The sequence below is a fragment of the Actinoplanes sp. NPDC051494 genome (assembly GCF_044454705.1).
Classification (GTDB): domain Bacteria; phylum Actinomycetota; class Actinomycetes; order Mycobacteriales; family Micromonosporaceae; genus Actinoplanes.
On the sequence record NZ_JBITDZ010000011.1, the window covers coordinates 342981 to 358289 of the forward strand.

Annotated in this window: 15 protein-coding genes; 7 read left to right on the top strand and 8 right to left on the bottom strand. The window is 70.2% G+C overall.

Features of this window, described 5'->3' with window-relative positions; all coding sequences use genetic code 11:
* Window positions 1-84 precede the first annotated feature (84 nt).
* From ettA to ACIA6A_RS32725, 4 genes are all read left to right on the top strand, one after another.
* The gene (ettA, locus tag ACIA6A_RS32710; RefSeq protein WP_396101820.1) at window positions 85-1761 is read left to right on the top strand and encodes an energy-dependent translational throttle protein EttA; all 1677 of its coding nucleotides are present in this window, start codon (window positions 85-87) and stop codon (window positions 1759-1761) included.
* Window positions 1754-2161 (top strand): acyl-CoA thioesterase, encoded by a 408-nt coding sequence (locus tag ACIA6A_RS32715; protein WP_396101821.1) that lies wholly within the window; start codon window positions 1754-1756, stop codon window positions 2159-2161. The genes ettA and ACIA6A_RS32715 overlap by 8 nt, the downstream gene beginning before the upstream one ends.
* 7 nt (window positions 2162-2168) lie before the next feature.
* A complete protein-coding gene (locus tag ACIA6A_RS32720) occupies window positions 2169-2828 on the top strand; it encodes a hypothetical protein (RefSeq protein WP_396101822.1) in 660 nt (219 codons plus the stop codon).
* A gap of 129 nt (window positions 2829-2957) precedes the next feature.
* The gene (locus ACIA6A_RS32725; RefSeq protein ID WP_396101823.1) at window positions 2958-3542 is read left to right on the top strand and encodes a YbjN domain-containing protein; all 585 of its coding nucleotides are present in this window, start codon (window positions 2958-2960) and stop codon (window positions 3540-3542) included.
* A 146-nt stretch (window positions 3543-3688) separates the two neighbouring features.
* Here the strand turns inward: ACIA6A_RS32725 and ACIA6A_RS32730 are convergent, their stop codons facing one another.
* From ACIA6A_RS32730 to ACIA6A_RS32745, 4 genes are all read right to left on the bottom strand, one after another.
* Window positions 3689-4957 carry a delta-60 repeat domain-containing protein gene (locus ACIA6A_RS32730; protein ID WP_396101824.1) on the bottom strand — a complete coding sequence of 423 codons (1269 nt, stop codon included), beginning with the start codon at window positions 4955-4957 and terminating at the stop codon, window positions 3689-3691.
* Between the two features lie 38 nt (window positions 4958-4995).
* The gene (locus ACIA6A_RS32735; protein WP_396101825.1) at window positions 4996-5400 is read right to left on the bottom strand and encodes a globin; all 405 of its coding nucleotides are present in this window, start codon (window positions 5398-5400) and stop codon (window positions 4996-4998) included.
* Window positions 5397-6776 carry an MFS transporter gene (locus ACIA6A_RS32740; protein ID WP_396101826.1) on the bottom strand — a complete coding sequence of 460 codons (1380 nt, stop codon included), beginning with the start codon at window positions 6774-6776 and terminating at the stop codon, window positions 5397-5399. Before ACIA6A_RS32740 ends, ACIA6A_RS32735 begins: the two co-directional genes overlap by 4 nt.
* 212 nt (window positions 6777-6988) lie before the next feature.
* The gene (locus ACIA6A_RS32745) at window positions 6989-8065 is read right to left on the bottom strand and encodes a mechanosensitive ion channel family protein (RefSeq protein ID WP_396101827.1); all 1077 of its coding nucleotides are present in this window, start codon (window positions 8063-8065) and stop codon (window positions 6989-6991) included.
* A 198-nt stretch (window positions 8066-8263) separates the two neighbouring features.
* Between ACIA6A_RS32745 and ACIA6A_RS32750 the strand changes: the two genes are divergently transcribed.
* Window positions 8264-8803 carry an HNH endonuclease gene (locus ACIA6A_RS32750; protein WP_396101828.1) on the top strand — a complete coding sequence of 180 codons (540 nt, stop codon included), beginning with the start codon at window positions 8264-8266 and terminating at the stop codon, window positions 8801-8803.
* Here ACIA6A_RS32750 and ACIA6A_RS32755 read toward each other — a convergent pair.
* Window positions 8800-9495, bottom strand: a complete 696-nt coding sequence (locus tag ACIA6A_RS32755) for a class F sortase (protein WP_396101865.1) — start codon at window positions 9493-9495, stop codon at window positions 8800-8802. The two genes, ACIA6A_RS32750 and ACIA6A_RS32755, sit on opposite strands and share 4 nt — an antisense overlap.
* Window positions 9496-10506: 1011 nt before the next feature.
* A complete protein-coding gene (locus ACIA6A_RS32760; RefSeq protein WP_396101829.1) occupies window positions 10507-10995 on the bottom strand; it encodes a hypothetical protein in 489 nt (162 codons plus the stop codon).
* A gap of 222 nt (window positions 10996-11217) precedes the next feature.
* Between ACIA6A_RS32760 and ACIA6A_RS32765 the strand changes: the two genes are divergently transcribed.
* Window positions 11218-11502 carry a hypothetical protein gene (locus tag ACIA6A_RS32765; protein ID WP_396101830.1) on the top strand — a complete coding sequence of 95 codons (285 nt, stop codon included), beginning with the start codon at window positions 11218-11220 and terminating at the stop codon, window positions 11500-11502.
* Window positions 11503-11596: 94 nt separating this feature from the next.
* Window positions 11597-11980: a DUF5130 family protein gene (locus ACIA6A_RS32770; RefSeq protein ID WP_396101866.1), complete on the top strand. Its 384-nt coding sequence runs from the start codon at window positions 11597-11599 to the stop codon at window positions 11978-11980.
* Window positions 11981-11989: 9 nt separating this feature from the next.
* On the opposite strand, the gene ACIA6A_RS32775 is transcribed toward ACIA6A_RS32770, so the two are convergent.
* A complete protein-coding gene (locus tag ACIA6A_RS32775) occupies window positions 11990-12550 on the bottom strand; it encodes a Uma2 family endonuclease (protein WP_396101831.1) in 561 nt (186 codons plus the stop codon).
* A 129-nt stretch (window positions 12551-12679) separates the two neighbouring features.
* On the bottom strand, window positions 12680-15238 hold the full coding sequence (pepN, locus tag ACIA6A_RS32780; protein WP_396101832.1) for an aminopeptidase N: 2559 nt from the start codon (window positions 15236-15238) through the stop codon (window positions 12680-12682).
* Window positions 15239-15309: the final 71 nt, after the last annotated feature.

The following is a 15309-nucleotide window of genomic DNA, read 5'->3' on the forward strand; positions in this document are numbered from 1 at the left end:
GATGTAAAAGGCCGAGGAGCGACCTGGAAAGATTGGGCCTCCGTTCCGGCACCGGAAATCTCGATCACGGAGGTAGGCCGCACTGTGGCCCAGTTCATCTACACCCTGGAGAAGGCGCGCAAGGCGCACGGCGACAAGGTCGTGCTCGACAATGTGACGCTGAACTTCCTGCCCGGGGTCAAGATCGGTGTCGTCGGTCCGAACGGCGCCGGTAAGTCCAGCCTGCTGAAGATCATGGCGGGCATCGACACCGTGAGCAACGGCGAGGCCCGGCTCATGCCCGGCAACACCGTCGGCATGCTCGCGCAGGAGCCCCCGCTCAACGAAAGCAAGACGGTTCTCGGCAACATCGAGGAAGCGGTCGCGGAGACCAAGGCCAAGATGGAGCGGTTCAACGCGATCGCCGAGCAGATGGCCACGGACTACACCGACGAGCTCATGGAAGAGATGGGCAAGCTCCAGGAGGAGCTCGACAACGCGAACGCGTGGGACCTCGACTCCCAGCTCGAGCTCGCGATGGACGCGCTGCGCTGCCCGCCGCCGGACGCCGACGTCACCCAGCTCTCCGGTGGTGAGCGCCGCCGCGTCGCGCTGTGCAAGCTGCTGCTCGAGGCGCCCGACCTGCTGCTGCTCGACGAGCCCACCAACCACCTCGACGCCGAGAGCGTGTCGTGGCTGGAGCAGCACCTCGCCAAGTACGCCGGCACCGTCATCGCCATCACGCACGACCGGTACTTCCTCGACAACGTGGCGACCTGGATCCTCGAGCTCGACCGGGGCCGCGCCTACCCGTACGAGGGCAACTACTCCACGTACCTCGACAAGAAGGCCCAGCGCCTCGCGGTCGAGGGTCGCAAGGACGCCAAGCTCAAGAAGCGCCTCGCCGACGAGCTCGAGTGGGTGCGGTCGAACGCCAAGGCGCGCCAGACCAAGAGCAAGTCCCGGCTCGACCGCTACGACGAGATGGCCACCGAGGCGGAGAAGACCCGCAAGCTGGACTTCGAAGAGATCCAGATCCCGCCGGGCCCGCGTCTGGGCAACACGGTGATCGAGTCGAAGGACCTGGTCAAGGGCTTCGACGGGCGTACGCTCATCGATCACCTGTCGTTCTCGCTGCCGCGCAACGGCATCGTCGGCATCATCGGACCGAACGGCGTCGGCAAGACCACGCTGTTCAAGACCATCGTCGGGCTCGAGCAGCCGGACGAGGGTGCGGTCCGGGTCGGTGAGACGGTCAAGCTGTCGTACGTCGACCAGAGCCGCTCCGGCCTCGACGGCACCAAGACGGTGTGGGAGGTCGTCTCGGACGGTCTCGACCACATGATGGTCGGCAAGGTCGAGATGCCGTCGCGGGCCTACGTGGCCGCGTTCGGTTTCAAGGGCCCCGACCAGCAGAAGCCGGTCAAGGTCCTCTCCGGTGGTGAGCGCAACCGGCTCAACCTGGCGATGACGCTGAAGATCGGCGGCAACGTGCTGCTGCTCGACGAACCGACGAACGACCTGGACGTCGAGACTCTGGGCAGCCTGGAGAACGCGCTGCTGGAATTCCCCGGCTGCGCCGTGGTCATCTCCCACGACCGGATGTTCCTCGACCGGGTCACCACGCACATGCTCGCGTGGGAGGGCACGGACGAGAACCCCGACAAGTGGTTCTGGTTCGAGGGCAACTTCGACGCGTACGAGAAGAACAAGATCGACCGGCTCGGCGCCGAGGCCGCGCGCCCGCACCGGGTCACGTACCGCAAGCTCACCCGTGACTGACAGATTCGTCTTCGACGCGGCCGTGCGCTGGTCCGACATGGACGCGTACGGCCACGTCAACAACGCGCGCTTCCTCACGCTGTACGAGGAGGCGCGCGTTGCGCTGTTCTTCACGAACGCCCGCGCCCAGGGGTTCACGTCCTTCGAGGAGGGCATCGTGATCTCCCGGCACGAGGTGGACTACCTGCGGCCGGTGGACTACGGCGAGTCCGTGCGCATCGAGCTGTGGATCTCGCAGCTGCGTACGGCCTCCTTCACCGTCTCCTATGAACTGTTCGACGAGGGCGTGCTCGCCAGCAGGGCGAAATCGGTGTGCGTGCCCTACAACCTGGCTGAGGGCTTCCCGCGCCGGCTGAGTGAGCAGGAGCGCGACTTTCTCAAGCCCTACCTGGAGGCTTGAGCTCTTCATGAGCGACCACAACATCGAAGGGGTCGCGGACGCCGGCGCCTTCCTGGCCCGGCTGACCCGTCTCGATCGGGCCCTGCCGGTGCGGCTGCGTTCCGGCAAGGGCCGCACCGCGCTGTGGGCCCGGCTGCCCTGGGGTGTGCTGGTCACCCGGGACGTGGCCGGGGCCGGGCCGGGTGACGCCACGGTGGCCGCCGCCGAGCTGCTCGCGATCCTGGCGTCCGGCGGGTCCGACCTGCCCACCCGGCGCGATGCCGCGTGGCGCTGGCCGCTGCCGCCCGCCGGGATCGCCGTCGTCGAGTCCGTCGCGGCCGCGGAGCTGAGCCGCCTGGCCGACGCCGCGGCCGGGACGCTGCGGGAGGTCACCGAGGGCGGTCTGAGCGGGCGCTCGGTGGGGCAGCGCGCGGTCCGGGACGCCCTGCTCGACCACGTCGCGCTGGTCGTGACACCGAGCGGTGGGGATCCGGTCGAGATCCCGCAGCGGCTCGTCCAGGCGATCTCCCGGATGGGCTTCCTCGGGCCGGAGGCGGGGGAGCGGCCGAGCACCCGCGTATGCGTGGCGGGACGCTGGGTGGGACTTTCTGCACCATATGGAGTCGCCTGGCTACAGCCGGTCCAAGAATTGACCGTTATGCCCGTAGGTGTTCATCCGAAAGGGTGATGATGCATCGGTCGTCCGGTCGCGCCCTCCCTTTGAGGGGATGACCTCCGCGAGCTGTACGGGTACCGTCGCCGACGGGTCCACCGCTACGTCCGGCGGCTGACCTGCTGGGGAGTGAGGTGCACAACGATGCCGTGGTGGTCATGGCGTCCCGGATCGTCCGGAGACAACGAGCCCGAGAGCGGCGGCGAGGTCGCTCTGCAGAGCAGCATCCGTGTCGGCGTACCGACGCAGCGTGAGCCCGAACGCGCTTCGAAGTCGGCCGCCGACCTGTCCGCGATGGAGGAACCCGGTCAGGTCGCACCGGTCGACCTGACCCGCATCGGCAAGGCCCTCGACCTGCTCGACATCCGGTTCCTCGCCGACGGCGGCGGCAGCCTGCTGGCGATGTGGGAACGGCACGCGGTGCTGGTCACCCTCGAGGGGCCGGACGACGAGATCCTCGTCATGCGGGCCCGCCCGCACGCGACGGTCCCGCCGGACTGGGCCGACCGCGCCTACCGCGTGGTCAACGAGTGGAACCACACCCGCCGGTTCTGCAAGGCCTACATCGGCGACCCGACCGAGCGGGGGCAGCTACCCATCTACGCCGAGCTGCAGATCCCGCTGGCCTCCGGGGCCCACGACGCCCTCCTGGTCGAGATGCTCGACTGCGGCGCCGCGGTAGCCACCTCCTTCGTCGACTGGCTACACGACGAGGGTGCTCTGCTTTGATGGCTTCGCTTCGCTCAGCTGGCGATCGCCCCTGAGAGACAAAGACTTGAGGCCCGGTTTTCTGCCACCCGCAAACTGCGCGGGCGTCAGAAAACCGGGCCTCAAGTCTTTGCCGGGCGATCGCGTTGTGGTCCGGGTTAGATCAGTTAGCTCGGGAACATGCCTACTCGGCCGTGGTATTCCTTGCCTAGTTGGTCGGTGTCGGAGCCTACGATCAGGCCGTTGGGGACCACCTGGAAGGCTCGGACGCCTACGCCGCGCAGGCGGGTCGGGTTCCAGGCCAGGGCCCGGCCGGTGGTCGGGCTGACCGCGCCGATGCCGGGGCGGGAGACCGCTCCGGGGCCGGGGCCCTTGGCGTCGGTGCCGTACGGGTTGTTCAGGTAACGCTGGTGCCCGCCGAGGTACACCGCGCTGCCGGTCACCGCGACCGCGTACAACGAGTCGCCGCCGGTGTGCTGCACCCAGGTCGGGTTGTGCTTGCCGCCACCGGTGGTCTCGAACCGGGCCGCCGAGTCGCACAGCTTGGTGGGGGCGGAGTCCCGGCCGGTCGCCGCCACCACGAAGTACCGGCCGTCGGGTGAGAATTTCACCTGCCGCAGGTACGTGTCGAAGCCCGGCATGCACTGCGCCTGGTAGGCGTCGGTGTACCAGCTCAGCACCGCGGCCGTGGCGCCGGAGGTGTTGAACAGGGCGATCTGCTTGCGGTTGACCGAGCCGACCTTGAGGATCGCGCCGACCGCGACCAGCCGGCTGCCGTCCGGGGTCACGTCGAAGTGCTCGACCCGGGTGCGCTTGAGGCCGGGGGCGGACAGCCTCGGGTTGAAGCCGGCGTCGACCGCGCCGGAGCTGGTGTTCAGGCGGGCCAGGCCGACCCGGGTGACGCCGTTGACCGCGGAGAACGTGCCGCCGGCGTACAGGCGGGTGCCGCGGACGGCGAGCGCGCGCACATCGCCCCAGTTGATCTTCGCGGTGAACGCCGGGAGGCGGGCGCCGGTGGTGACCGAGACCCGGGCCAGACCCCGCTGGGCGACCGTGTTGACGGTCCGGAACGAGCCGCCGAGGTACACGGTGCTGCCGGCTCCCGCGGCCAGCGAGTACACCGGGGCGTCCACCTGGGGCGCGAAGCTGCGGACCACGCCGTCGCGCAGGCCGTACGCGAAGATGTTCCTGCGGTTGTAGGTCGTCCTGCGGGCGCTGTCCTGGACCTTGGTGAAGTTTCCCCCGACAACCACCGTGTCGCCGACGACGGTCAGTGCCCAGACGGTGCCGTCGAGCACGTGCGGCGTGAAATCGACCGGGTTGGCCGACACGACGGTGGACTGGGCCATGTCGGCCCTGGCCGGTGCTCCCGGCAGCGTGGCGGGGATCAGGGCAGCGCTGGTCAGCGCGGCGGCGGCGAGCAGTCGGCGTCGCATGGGTGGCAGCTCCAGGGGTCGGGTCGAAATCACCCCGATCAACGAACGGCCGGGCCCCCGGGATGCGCGTCCGCCGCGTTGACCATGAACTGGGCGGCCCGTTCGAGATAGTCCCAGAGCACGGTGTGCTGTTCCTCGGGGAGTTCCAGCGAGTCGACCGCGGCACCCATGTGCCGCAGCCAGGCGTCGCGGGCCGCGCTGTCGACCACGAACGGCGCGTGCCGCATCCGCAGCCGGGGATGCCCACGGGTTTCCTGGTACGTGGTGGGACCGCCCCAGTACTGCATCAGGAACAGGGCCATCCGGTCCGCGGCCGGCCCCAGATCCTCCGGATACATCGGGCGTAGCAGCGGGTCCCCGGCGACACCCTCGTAGAACCGGTCGACGAGCCGGCGGAAGGTCGGTTCGCCGCCGACCGTCTCGAAGAAACTGAGCTCGCTCACTTGTCCATTCTGCCAGCCGTGGTGGACCGTCCCGGGCCCGCCTCTTCTGTGGGCGACGTCTCACCCCGCCGTTGCCGAGGCGGGATCGCCGCGGCCGCCTCGCCCGCCTCGGCATTCCCCGGCCACCGGGCCGCTACGGTCAGCATGAGGGCCAGACCTCCGAGGCTCCACAGACCGACCACGAGGGGTACGGACGAGTGCTGCGCGAGTACCCCGGTCACCATGACCGACGCGCCCTGGCTGAGCTGCAGACCGCTCTGCATGACCCCGTTGGCCCGGGCGCGGTACCCGTGCGGGAGGGCCAGCACGAACGTCCCGTTGAGCGCGGGCACGAGCACGCCCTGCGCCACCCCGGAGACGGCGACGAGCACGGCGACGGTGATCGCGTTGGGTGCGAACGCGGTGAACGCCAGTGCCAGCGGTGCGAGCGCGGCGAACGGCTTCACCAGCCGGTGCTTGCCGGCCTGGGTGGCGATCCGGCCGACCGCGAGGCTGCCGGCGACGTACCCGATGGGCCCGGCGGCCATGATCAGGCCCTGGTCGAAGCCGCGGGAGCCGGGGTCCTCGTGGAAGACCGCCGCCCAGCCCGCCGCGAGCCCTTCCGGCAGGATCGTGAACGTCGTCAGCGCGAACACCATGACCGCGATCGACCGCAGCAACGGCGTGCGGAAGACCAGCTGGAAGCCCTCGGCGGTCTCGCGCAGCAGGTGCTGGCGCCGGGTCACCACGGCGGCCGGCCGGGGTTTGACCCAGGCCGTGAGGATCGCCGCGGACACCAGGAACGAGACGGCGTCCAGCGCCAGGCAGAACCGGGGGTTGAAACCGGCCGCCAGGATCGCTCCGGCCAGGTAGCCGAACACCTGTGCGGCCTGGGCGGTGGAGGCGTTGAGGGCTAGCCCGGTGATGACCAGCCGGCGTTCGAGCACGAGCGGGATCAGCGCGGAGCGGGCCGACTGGGTGGGTGGCGCGCCCAGCATCGTCAGGAACAGCAGCACCAGGATCACCGGCACCGGGATCCCCGGCAGGGCGATCAGCGCGATCGGGACCGCGCGCGCGAGGTCCGCGACGATCAGGACCCGCCGGTACGGGTACCGCTCGGCGACCGCCGCGAGCACCGGCCCGCCCACGATCCACGGCAGGTAGCTGATCGCGAACGAGGCCGCCGACAGCGTGACCGACTCGGTCCGCTGGTAGACGAGCACGATGATCGCCGCCCGGGCGAGGTAGTCGCCGACCCAGTTGACGAGCAGCGAGAAGTACATCGCCCGGTACTCGCGGACCGCGAACAGATCGCGATAGCTTCCGTTGCGTTCGGGCTCCGCCGCCGCGCCACCGGTGCCGGTGCCCGGCTGCTCGGCGGGTCGGTCCTCGGACACCCAGGTCCTCCATCGATCGCGACGGCCGGCCGTGTCCCGACGGCTGCTTCTGCTCTTCAGCCGTGCTTCGCAGGCGGGCGAACGTGACGCTGCAAGTGCAGATGCTTCTTGCAGGATTCTGCCCGATCGTCCGAGTCCTGGCTAGGGCGTACGGGGGAAATATCCGCCAATCGGTCGAGGACGGACATCCCCCCTCATGCCGTCTGCGCAGCTCAGGTCGCGCCCCCGGGGGTGCCGGGACGGTCTGGCGAGTTGTACATCGGCGGCACCGCCGACCGGGGCAGCATGCGGGATACCGCAATCCGTTCCGAGATGCCGGACGTCTCGAGTGCCTCGGTGAGCCGGCGGCGCAGTTCCCGCTGCAGCACCGGCTGCCCGTCGGCGGTGGTCTTGGCGATGGTCCGGATGACCGCGCCGTCGACGGTCAGCTGCTCCACCCCGATCACGTCCGGGGGCTCGAGGAACTCGGTGGCGTGCTCCGGCTCCGCCGCCAGCGCCAGCGCGGCCGCCCGCAGCACGGCGCCGGCCTCCTCCGAGTTGACGAAGCCGATCGGGATGTCGATGACCACCATCGCCCAGCCCTGACTCTTGTTGCCGACCCGGACGATCTCGCCGTTGCGGATGTACCAGAGCACGCCCCGGCCGTCGCGCACGGTCGTCACCCGCAGGCCCACCGACTCCACCACGCCGACCGCGTCACCCAGGTCGACCGAGTCGCCCACGCCGTACTGATCCTCCAGCAGCATGAAAAGCCCGGCGATCAGGTCCTTGACCAGGCTCTGCGCCCCGAAACCGAGCGCCACGCCGACGATGCCGGCGCTGGCGAGCAACGGCCCCAGGTTGAAGCCCAGCTCGCCCATGACCAGCAGGGCCGCCATGGTGAAGACGACCGCGGTGACGAAGCTGCGCAGCACCGACCCGATCGCCTCGGCCCGCTGGCGGCGGCGCTCCGGGATGAACGTGTTCTCGGCGGCCTCGGCCTGCCGGTCGGCGCGCTCCCGCAACGGCTTGAGCAGCGCCGGCATGGCGGCCCGCGACGTGGTCGTGGTGAGCCGCTTGATCGCGCGGTTCAACGCCCAGCGGATCAGCGCCGCGATCAGGATGATCGCCAGGATCCGCAACGGCTTGACCACGAACAGGTAGCCGCCGTTGGCGACCCACTGGCTCTCGGTCTGGTCGTAGATCCAGGTGCAGAAGGGGTCGACCTTGCACCGATCGGAGATCGACGAGCTGTCGATGATCGGGACGGTCGAGGCCGACGGATCGGGGGTAGCGGCTAGCGGAATCACGGGAGCCAACCGTACCGGCCGTCCCGTTCGTCCCCGGCCGAGACCTCAGACGTTTACGTCCCGGCCACAGATTTTGCTCGCCAATTCGTCGACCATCAGGGATTATTGGGCCACGGGCACCGGGATTCTCCGGCGCTCGCAGGACACTTTGCGCACATCGGGAGCGGTTACTAGCACTCACACCGAAGGGTGATCGCGATGCCTGACATACGACCCACAGTGGGCTCCTCCGCGTTGGTTCTGAACGCCACCTACGAGCCGCTGTGCGTCGTATCGGTGCGTCGAGCGACCATCCTCGTGCTGACCACCAAGGCGGAATGCGTGTCCGTCGGCGAGGGCATCCTGCACAGCGCCTACCACGACCTCCCGGTCCCCTCGGTGGTCCGCCTCACCCGCTACGTCAAGGTGCCCTACCGCACCCACGTCGGCCTCTCCCGCCGGGCCATCTTCGCCCGCGACGGCGGCCGTTGCGCCTACTGCCGGGGCTCGGCCGAGACCATTGACCACGTCTTCCCCCGCAGCCGCGGTGGCCTGCACGCCTGGGACAACGTCGTGGCGGCCTGCGCCAAGTGCAACCACAGCAAGGGCGACAAGACCCCGGCCGAACTCGGCTGGCGCCTGCACGCCGCCCCGGCCGCCCCCCGCGGCGTGGCCTGGCGCGTCCTCGGCCACCGCACCCCGGACCCCCGCTGGTCGGACTGGCTCGACCTGCCGGCCCCGGTCGCCGAGGCTGCCTAAATTTTCTCGGTGCCGACCAGGGAGGCGAAGACAATCACGTTGTCGGAATAGCCCCGGCTGCCACCGAGCCAGGTGCCACCACAGGTCACCAGGCGCAATGAAGGACGGCTGTAATCGCCGTAGACTTTCTGGATCGGCAACTTGTCCTTGCCATAATGCTCAACGGAATTCACCTGAAAGATCGCGGTATCGTGGTCCTCGCGCAGAATCTCGATCTTCTGCCCCGGCTTCAACCGCCCCAGATGGTGAAAAACCGAAGGTCCCGACCGGGTGTCGGCATGCCCGACGATCAGTGCGGGCCCGAACTGCCCCGGAGTCGGCCCGTCCTCGAACCACCCAGCCTCGTTGTGCCGCTCCAACGGAGGCACGGCCACAGTGCCATCCCGGGCCAGCCCCACATCCAGGATCGGCGCCGCCACCTCGATCGCCGGAATACTCAACCGCATCGGCCGGCTCGGCTCCAGCACCGGAAAAGCCCGCGGCGGCGGCTCATCCGGCCCCTTGAAGATCTCCCGCAGATCGAACCCGGTAGCCGCGCCCATCCCGGCACCCATCGCGAAAAGCCCCACAAACACCAAAACCACTGCGAAAACTCCGACGGGTACGGGCTTCCGAGCGCGCCCCCCACCCCTCCCCCCACGCTGAGCCCTCCCCCCACGCCCAGCGCCACCTGCGCGCCCAGCCACCCCCACGCGCTGAGCCCTCCCGGCAAGCCCAGCCCCATCCACGCGCCCAGCCAACCCGGCGCGCTCAGCCAACCCGGCGCGCTCAGCGATCCCCGTGCGCTCAGCGATCCCCGTGCGCTGAGCCATTTCCCCGCGCTCAGCGACCCTTGCGCGCTGAGCCATTTCCCCGCGCTCGGCTCTCCCCGCGCGCTGGGCCGTCTCCCCGTGCTCGGCTACCTGCCCGCGCCCGGCTGTCCCCGGGCGCTGCGCCAACGCCCCTTGCCCGCCGGCTTCCCCGTGCTCAGCCGTTTCCCCGCGCACGGCCATCTCTCCGTGCCGGGCTGTCTCCCCGTGCCGGGCTGTCTCCCCGTGCCGGGCTGTCTCCCCGTGCTCGGCCGTTTCCCCGCGCACGGCCATCTCTCTGTGCCGGGCTGTCTCCCCGTGCCGGGCTGTCTCCCCGCGCACGGCCATCTCTCTGTGCCGGGCTGTCTCCCCGTGCCGGGCTGTCTCCCCGTGCCGGGCTGTCTCCCCGTGCCGGGCTGTCTCCCCGTGCCGGGCTGTCTCCCCGCGCTCGGCCGTCTGCCCGGACTCGGCCCTTCCCGCGCGCTCGGCCGTCTCCCCGGGCTCAGGTCCTCCCGCGCGCTCGGCCATCTCTGCGCGCCTCGACCCTCCTGGGCGCTCAGCCTTTTGTGCGCGCTCGGTTGCCGTAGCGGGCCGGATTCCTCCGGCGCGCCGTGTTCCTTCCGGGTAGGGCGACGGCCGACGGGACAAACCGGACAGATTCGGCCGCTGGGCCGTCGTCGCGTTGTCGCCGGCGTCGGACTGGGTGGCCGGCGCTTTCCGCACCGCGATGTCGTCCGCGCCGGTCTCCTCGTGGTCCGTGGCAGCGGGCGGTGGGGGAGTAGGCGGTGGGGGCGTGGGCGGTGGGGGAGTGGGCCGGGGGACGATCTCGGCCGGGCGGCGGCGGAGGACCGATTCCGGCATGCGGGGGCCGGGGGTGAGGGGCCGGGGCCGTACTGGGCGGGCCATCCGGCGCGCTCAGCCGAGCCGGCGCCGGCGCAGGGCCACCAGGCCCAGCAGGAGGCCCGCCGCGACAGCCGTAGCTCCACCGCCGAGGAGCATGGTCACCGTATTACCGCCGGCTGTGCCCCCGCCTCCGGTGGCCGGGCCACGGACGGGTTCCACCTTGGCGACCACGTGCAGGGTCGTCTCGGCTTTCTCTCCTCCCGCGCAGCGCAGGGCGACCTTGTAGTCGGCGGGCCGGGTGGCGCCGGGCACCCGTACGGTCGCGGTCAGGAAGCCGTATCGGGGGGTGACGCTCACCTCCCCGAGCGGGTCGGTCGTCACCGTGCCCGCCTTGAGGTTGTCGTCGCAGCTCGCGCGGATGCCGATCTCGTCGCCGGCGCGGACGGTGCTGGGGTTCAACTCGACGAAGACGGCTGCGGCCCGGGCCGGTGAGCTGGAAAGCAGGACAGTGGGCAGGGCAAGGATGAGCGCCGCGAGGGCGGCCGGGACAGAGGTGCGCATGATCTCCCCCTCCTGCCGTCCCGGGCGGAAACCTCGCGGACGGCGCGTGAGGGTGATTTTCGCACCTCCGGGCGGTTTTCGCGGCGTCACAGAGCGCTGACATGTGGGTCTTGACACCCGAGCGTCCGTGGCGGCTCTCACTCCGCTACCGTGATTGACGTTCGGATCACTGGGAAGACAGTGACTATGTCCGGTTCCTTTTGACGCCTGGGGGCGTTGAGGTTGTCGATTTTCGAAACAACTCTGGTCTACATCGTGATCCCTGTGGCGATCATGACCCTTGTCGCGGCTCTCGCCCTCGCCGGTGGGAAGCGCGATCAGCCCGACCGTCGTTACCGGCCCGGCCGGGCCTACGACTTCAAGCCGATCTGGTTCCTGGCCTCGCCGAAGCAGGTCGGCCAGCCCTCGTCGGCGCATGCTGCCGCGCTGCCCGCGGGCATCGTGGAGGACTCTTCGGGCCAGCCCGTGCGGCCCGCTCCGGTGGGAGGCGCAAGTGACCGTTGGTGAGACCCAGGCTCTGACGAGCGAGCGAAACGAGCAGCCGATGACCGCGCTGCACCACGCCGGTGGCCCGACGTTGACCGAGGCCCCGGAGCTCGACATGTCCCAGGAGAGCATCGACGCTCTCGAGGGTCCGTTCACGACGCGTCAGCTGCTCCGGCTCGACCACGCGCTGCGCATCGCCAACCAGCAGACCGGTCTGTCCTTCAGCGTCTACCTCGGTGACCTCGAGGAGCCGACCCGGGACAGCGCCCAGGCCATGCACCGCCGGCTCGACGGCGCGGCCACGGCGGTCCTCATCGCGGCCTCGCCCAACCAGCGGGTCCTCGAGATCGTCACCGGCTCGGAAGCCCGCAAGCGGGTCTCCGACCGCGACGCCAAGCTGGCCGCTCTCTCCATGGCCGCGGCCTTCGCGGGCGGCGACCTGGCCGGCGGCGTCCTCGCCGGCCTCGACCAGCTGGCCTCCCACGCCGGCCGCAGCTGACGGCTGGATTCAGCTCCAGGTTCGGGGTGCCACCCGGACCGGGTACGGGGCGTCGACCCGCACAGGGTCGGCGCCTCTTATCGTTTCCTGGGCTTCGTAGCCGCCATTCGTCAGCGTGTACGTGTGCAGCACCGGCTCCGCGCCCGGTTCGACCCGCCAGTAGCCGCTGATGCCCGCCTCCGCGTACAGCACCGGCTTGAGCAGCCGGTCGTAGCGGGCGCTCGCCGGGGATTCGACCTCGATCACCAGGGCCACGTCGGCGGGGTCGGCCCAGACGGCTCCGGACGAGCGGGGCCGCAGCACCGTCACATCAGGGATGAGGTTGCTGTCCCTGGTGCCGATGCCGAGGCGGTCGCAGACCCACCAGCCGTGCGGGGCCGCCGCGCGCAGCGTCGTGACCAGGGCGGCGACGATGGTGTCATGCCGGCGGTCGGCCGGGGGCAGGACGTGCAGGCTGCCGCCGACGATCTCGTAGCGGTGGCCGTCCTGCGGGAAGAGGTGCAGGTCGGGCTCGGTCCACGGGCCTTCCGGGGCGGTCCATCGGGGCAGTGCGCTCTGACCGATCACCACTACCGGATCACCCCCGCCGCGTCGCGTTGCGATACAGCGTACTCACGTAGAGTTGTTTCGGGTGGGTTTCGCCCCGGTAAGTTCACCGGCCGCGGGATCCGGAGATCCCGCGGCCCGTGCACAAAACGATCAGGCGGCCGAAGCGTCCTTCGCCCGGGCCTTGAGCGCCCGCAGGACACCGTCGCGGCCCTCGGCGACGAGCCGGCGCAGTGACGCCGGGTGACCGTCCGCGGCCAGCCACGCGTCGGTCAGCGCGACCGTCTCGTCGCTGACCTGGTAGGCCGGGTAGGCCAGCATGACGAACTCCTGGGCCGGCTCGCTGTCCGAGCGCGCCCAGAGGTCGTCGACCACCTCGAAGAACTTCGACGCGTACGGCGCGGTCAGCTCCACCTGGCTGGACGACTGGAAGCCCTGCAGCAGCGACCGGTGCAGCCAGTTGGGGAGCTTCTCGGTGCCGGTGAGCCGGGCCCACACGGCCGCCTTGTTCCCGGCCGTGGGGAGCAGGGCCCGCGCGAGGGCGGCCTCCCGCTCGCCGCTGGCCGTGCGGTCGGATTCGAGCTCGGCGCCGATCTCGGCGTCGGTCGCCGCGCCCCGGGCCGCCAGGGCCACCAGCAGCGACCAGCGCAGCTCGGTGTCGATGGTGAGGCCCTGCGGCACGCCGGTGCCCTCCAGCCAGCCGCGCAGCACCGCGAGGTCCGCCTCGGCGCGGGCGGCCCCGAGGTAGGCGCGGGCCCAGGCGAGCTGGAACCCGCTGCCCGGTTCGGCCGCCGCGAGAGCGCCCCTGGCCGTCTCCGCGAGCTGCGCCCAGCCGGTCGGCGCCCAGGCCGGGTCCGCGTACATGGCGAGCGTGGTGGTCGCCTGCCGCAGCGTCGCCGTGGTCAGGTTGATGTCGCGTTCCTTCGGCAGCCCGGTGCGGACCAGCGCGATGTAGTCCCGCGCGGCCAGCTCGCCGTCGCGGAGCATGTCCCACGACGCCGCCCAGCACAGCGCGCGCGCCAGGGACGAGTCGAAACCGTCGATGTGCTTGACGATCGAGGCCGTCGAACGCTCGTCGAGCCGCAGCTTCGCGTACGTGAGGTCGTCGTCGTTGATCAGCAGCACGTCACCGGCCCGCTCGCCGGTCAGCGCCGGGATGGCCGTTTCCTCGCCGCTCACGTCGATCTCGAGGCGGTCGCGCAGCACCAGCCGCTCGCCCTGCACGTCGTAGACGCCGACACCGATGCGGTGCGTGCGCAGCGTGGGATATTCGGCCGGGGCCTCCTGGCGGACGACCACGTTCTCGTACGTTCCGTCGGCCGCGATCGTCACGACCGGCCGCAGCGTGTTGACCTGTGCGGTCTCGAGCCACTGCGCGGCGAACTTGCGCAGTTCGCGCCCGGACGCGGTCTCCAGCTCGGTCAGCAGGTCGTCGAACGTCGCGTTGCCCCACGCGTGCCGCTGGAAGTAGGCGCGCAGCCCGGCCAGGAACGAGTCCAGCCCGACGTACGCGACCAGCTGCTTGATGACGCTGGCACCCTTCGCGTACGTGATGCCGTCGAAGTTGACCTCGACCGCCTCGAGGTCGGGCATCTCGCAGTAGACCGGGTGCGTCGAGGAGAGCTGGTCCTGGCGGTAGCCCCAGGCCTTACGGACGGACAGGAACGTCGTCCAGGCGTCCTCGAAGCGGGTCGCCTTGGTGTTGCACCAGTGGCTGGCCCATTCGGCGAACGACTCGTTCAGCCACAGGTCGTTCCACCAGCGCATGGTCACCAGGTCGCCGAACCACATGTGGGCGAGCTCGTGCAGGATCGTGTTGGCGCGCTGTTCGTACTCGTAGTCGGTGACCTGCGAGCGGAAGATGTAGTGCGCCTCGGCGTGCGTGACGCAGCCGAAGTTCTCCATCGCGCCGGCGTTGAAGTCGGGCACCCAGAGCTGGTCGTACTTCGGCAGCGGGTAACGCACCCCGAACTGCTCGTGGAAGAAGTCGAAGCCCTGCTTGGTGACCAGGAACAGGTCGTCGGCGTCCAGGTACTGCGCCATCGAGGCCCGGCAGAACACCCCGAGCTCGATGCCGTCGTGGCTGTCGCGCACCTCGTGGTACGGACCCGCGCACACCGCGGTGATGTAGGTGCTCATCCGCGGCGAGGTCGCGAAGTGCACCGTCTTGGCGTCGCCGTCGGCGGGCTCGACGCCCTCGGCCGGCATGTTCGAGACGACCTTCCAGTGCGCCGGCACCGTGGCGTGCCACGTGAAGACGCTCTTGAGGTCGGGCTGGTCGAACGCCGCGTAGACCCGCTGCGCGTCCGCCGTCTCGAACTGGCTGTACAGATAGACCTCGTTGTCGACCGGGTCGACGCTCCGCTGCAGGCCCTGGCCACTCGCCGAGTAGTAGTAGTCGGCGTCGACGACGAGCGCGTTCTCGGCGGCGAGACCGGTCAGGACCAGTCCCTTCTCGGCCGACCATCCGGACAGGTCCACGGGTGTCCCGTTGAGCACCGCGGAACGAACCGACGCGGCGGCGACCTCGATAAAGGTCTGCGCCCCCGGTTCGGTGCAGCGGAACGTGACCTCGGAAACCGTACGGAACGTGCCGTCGCCCGGGTTTCCGGCCCCGTCGGTCAGGTCCAGGGCGATGTCGTACCCCGTCACCTCGAGCAGGCGGGCGCGCTCGGCGGCCTCGACCTGGGTCAGGTTACGAACTCCGGCCACGATCACTCTCCTCCATGCTGGCCGGGGCCGCAGTGCCCCGTCCTAGAGCCTTCAAGCCCACCTTATGTGCT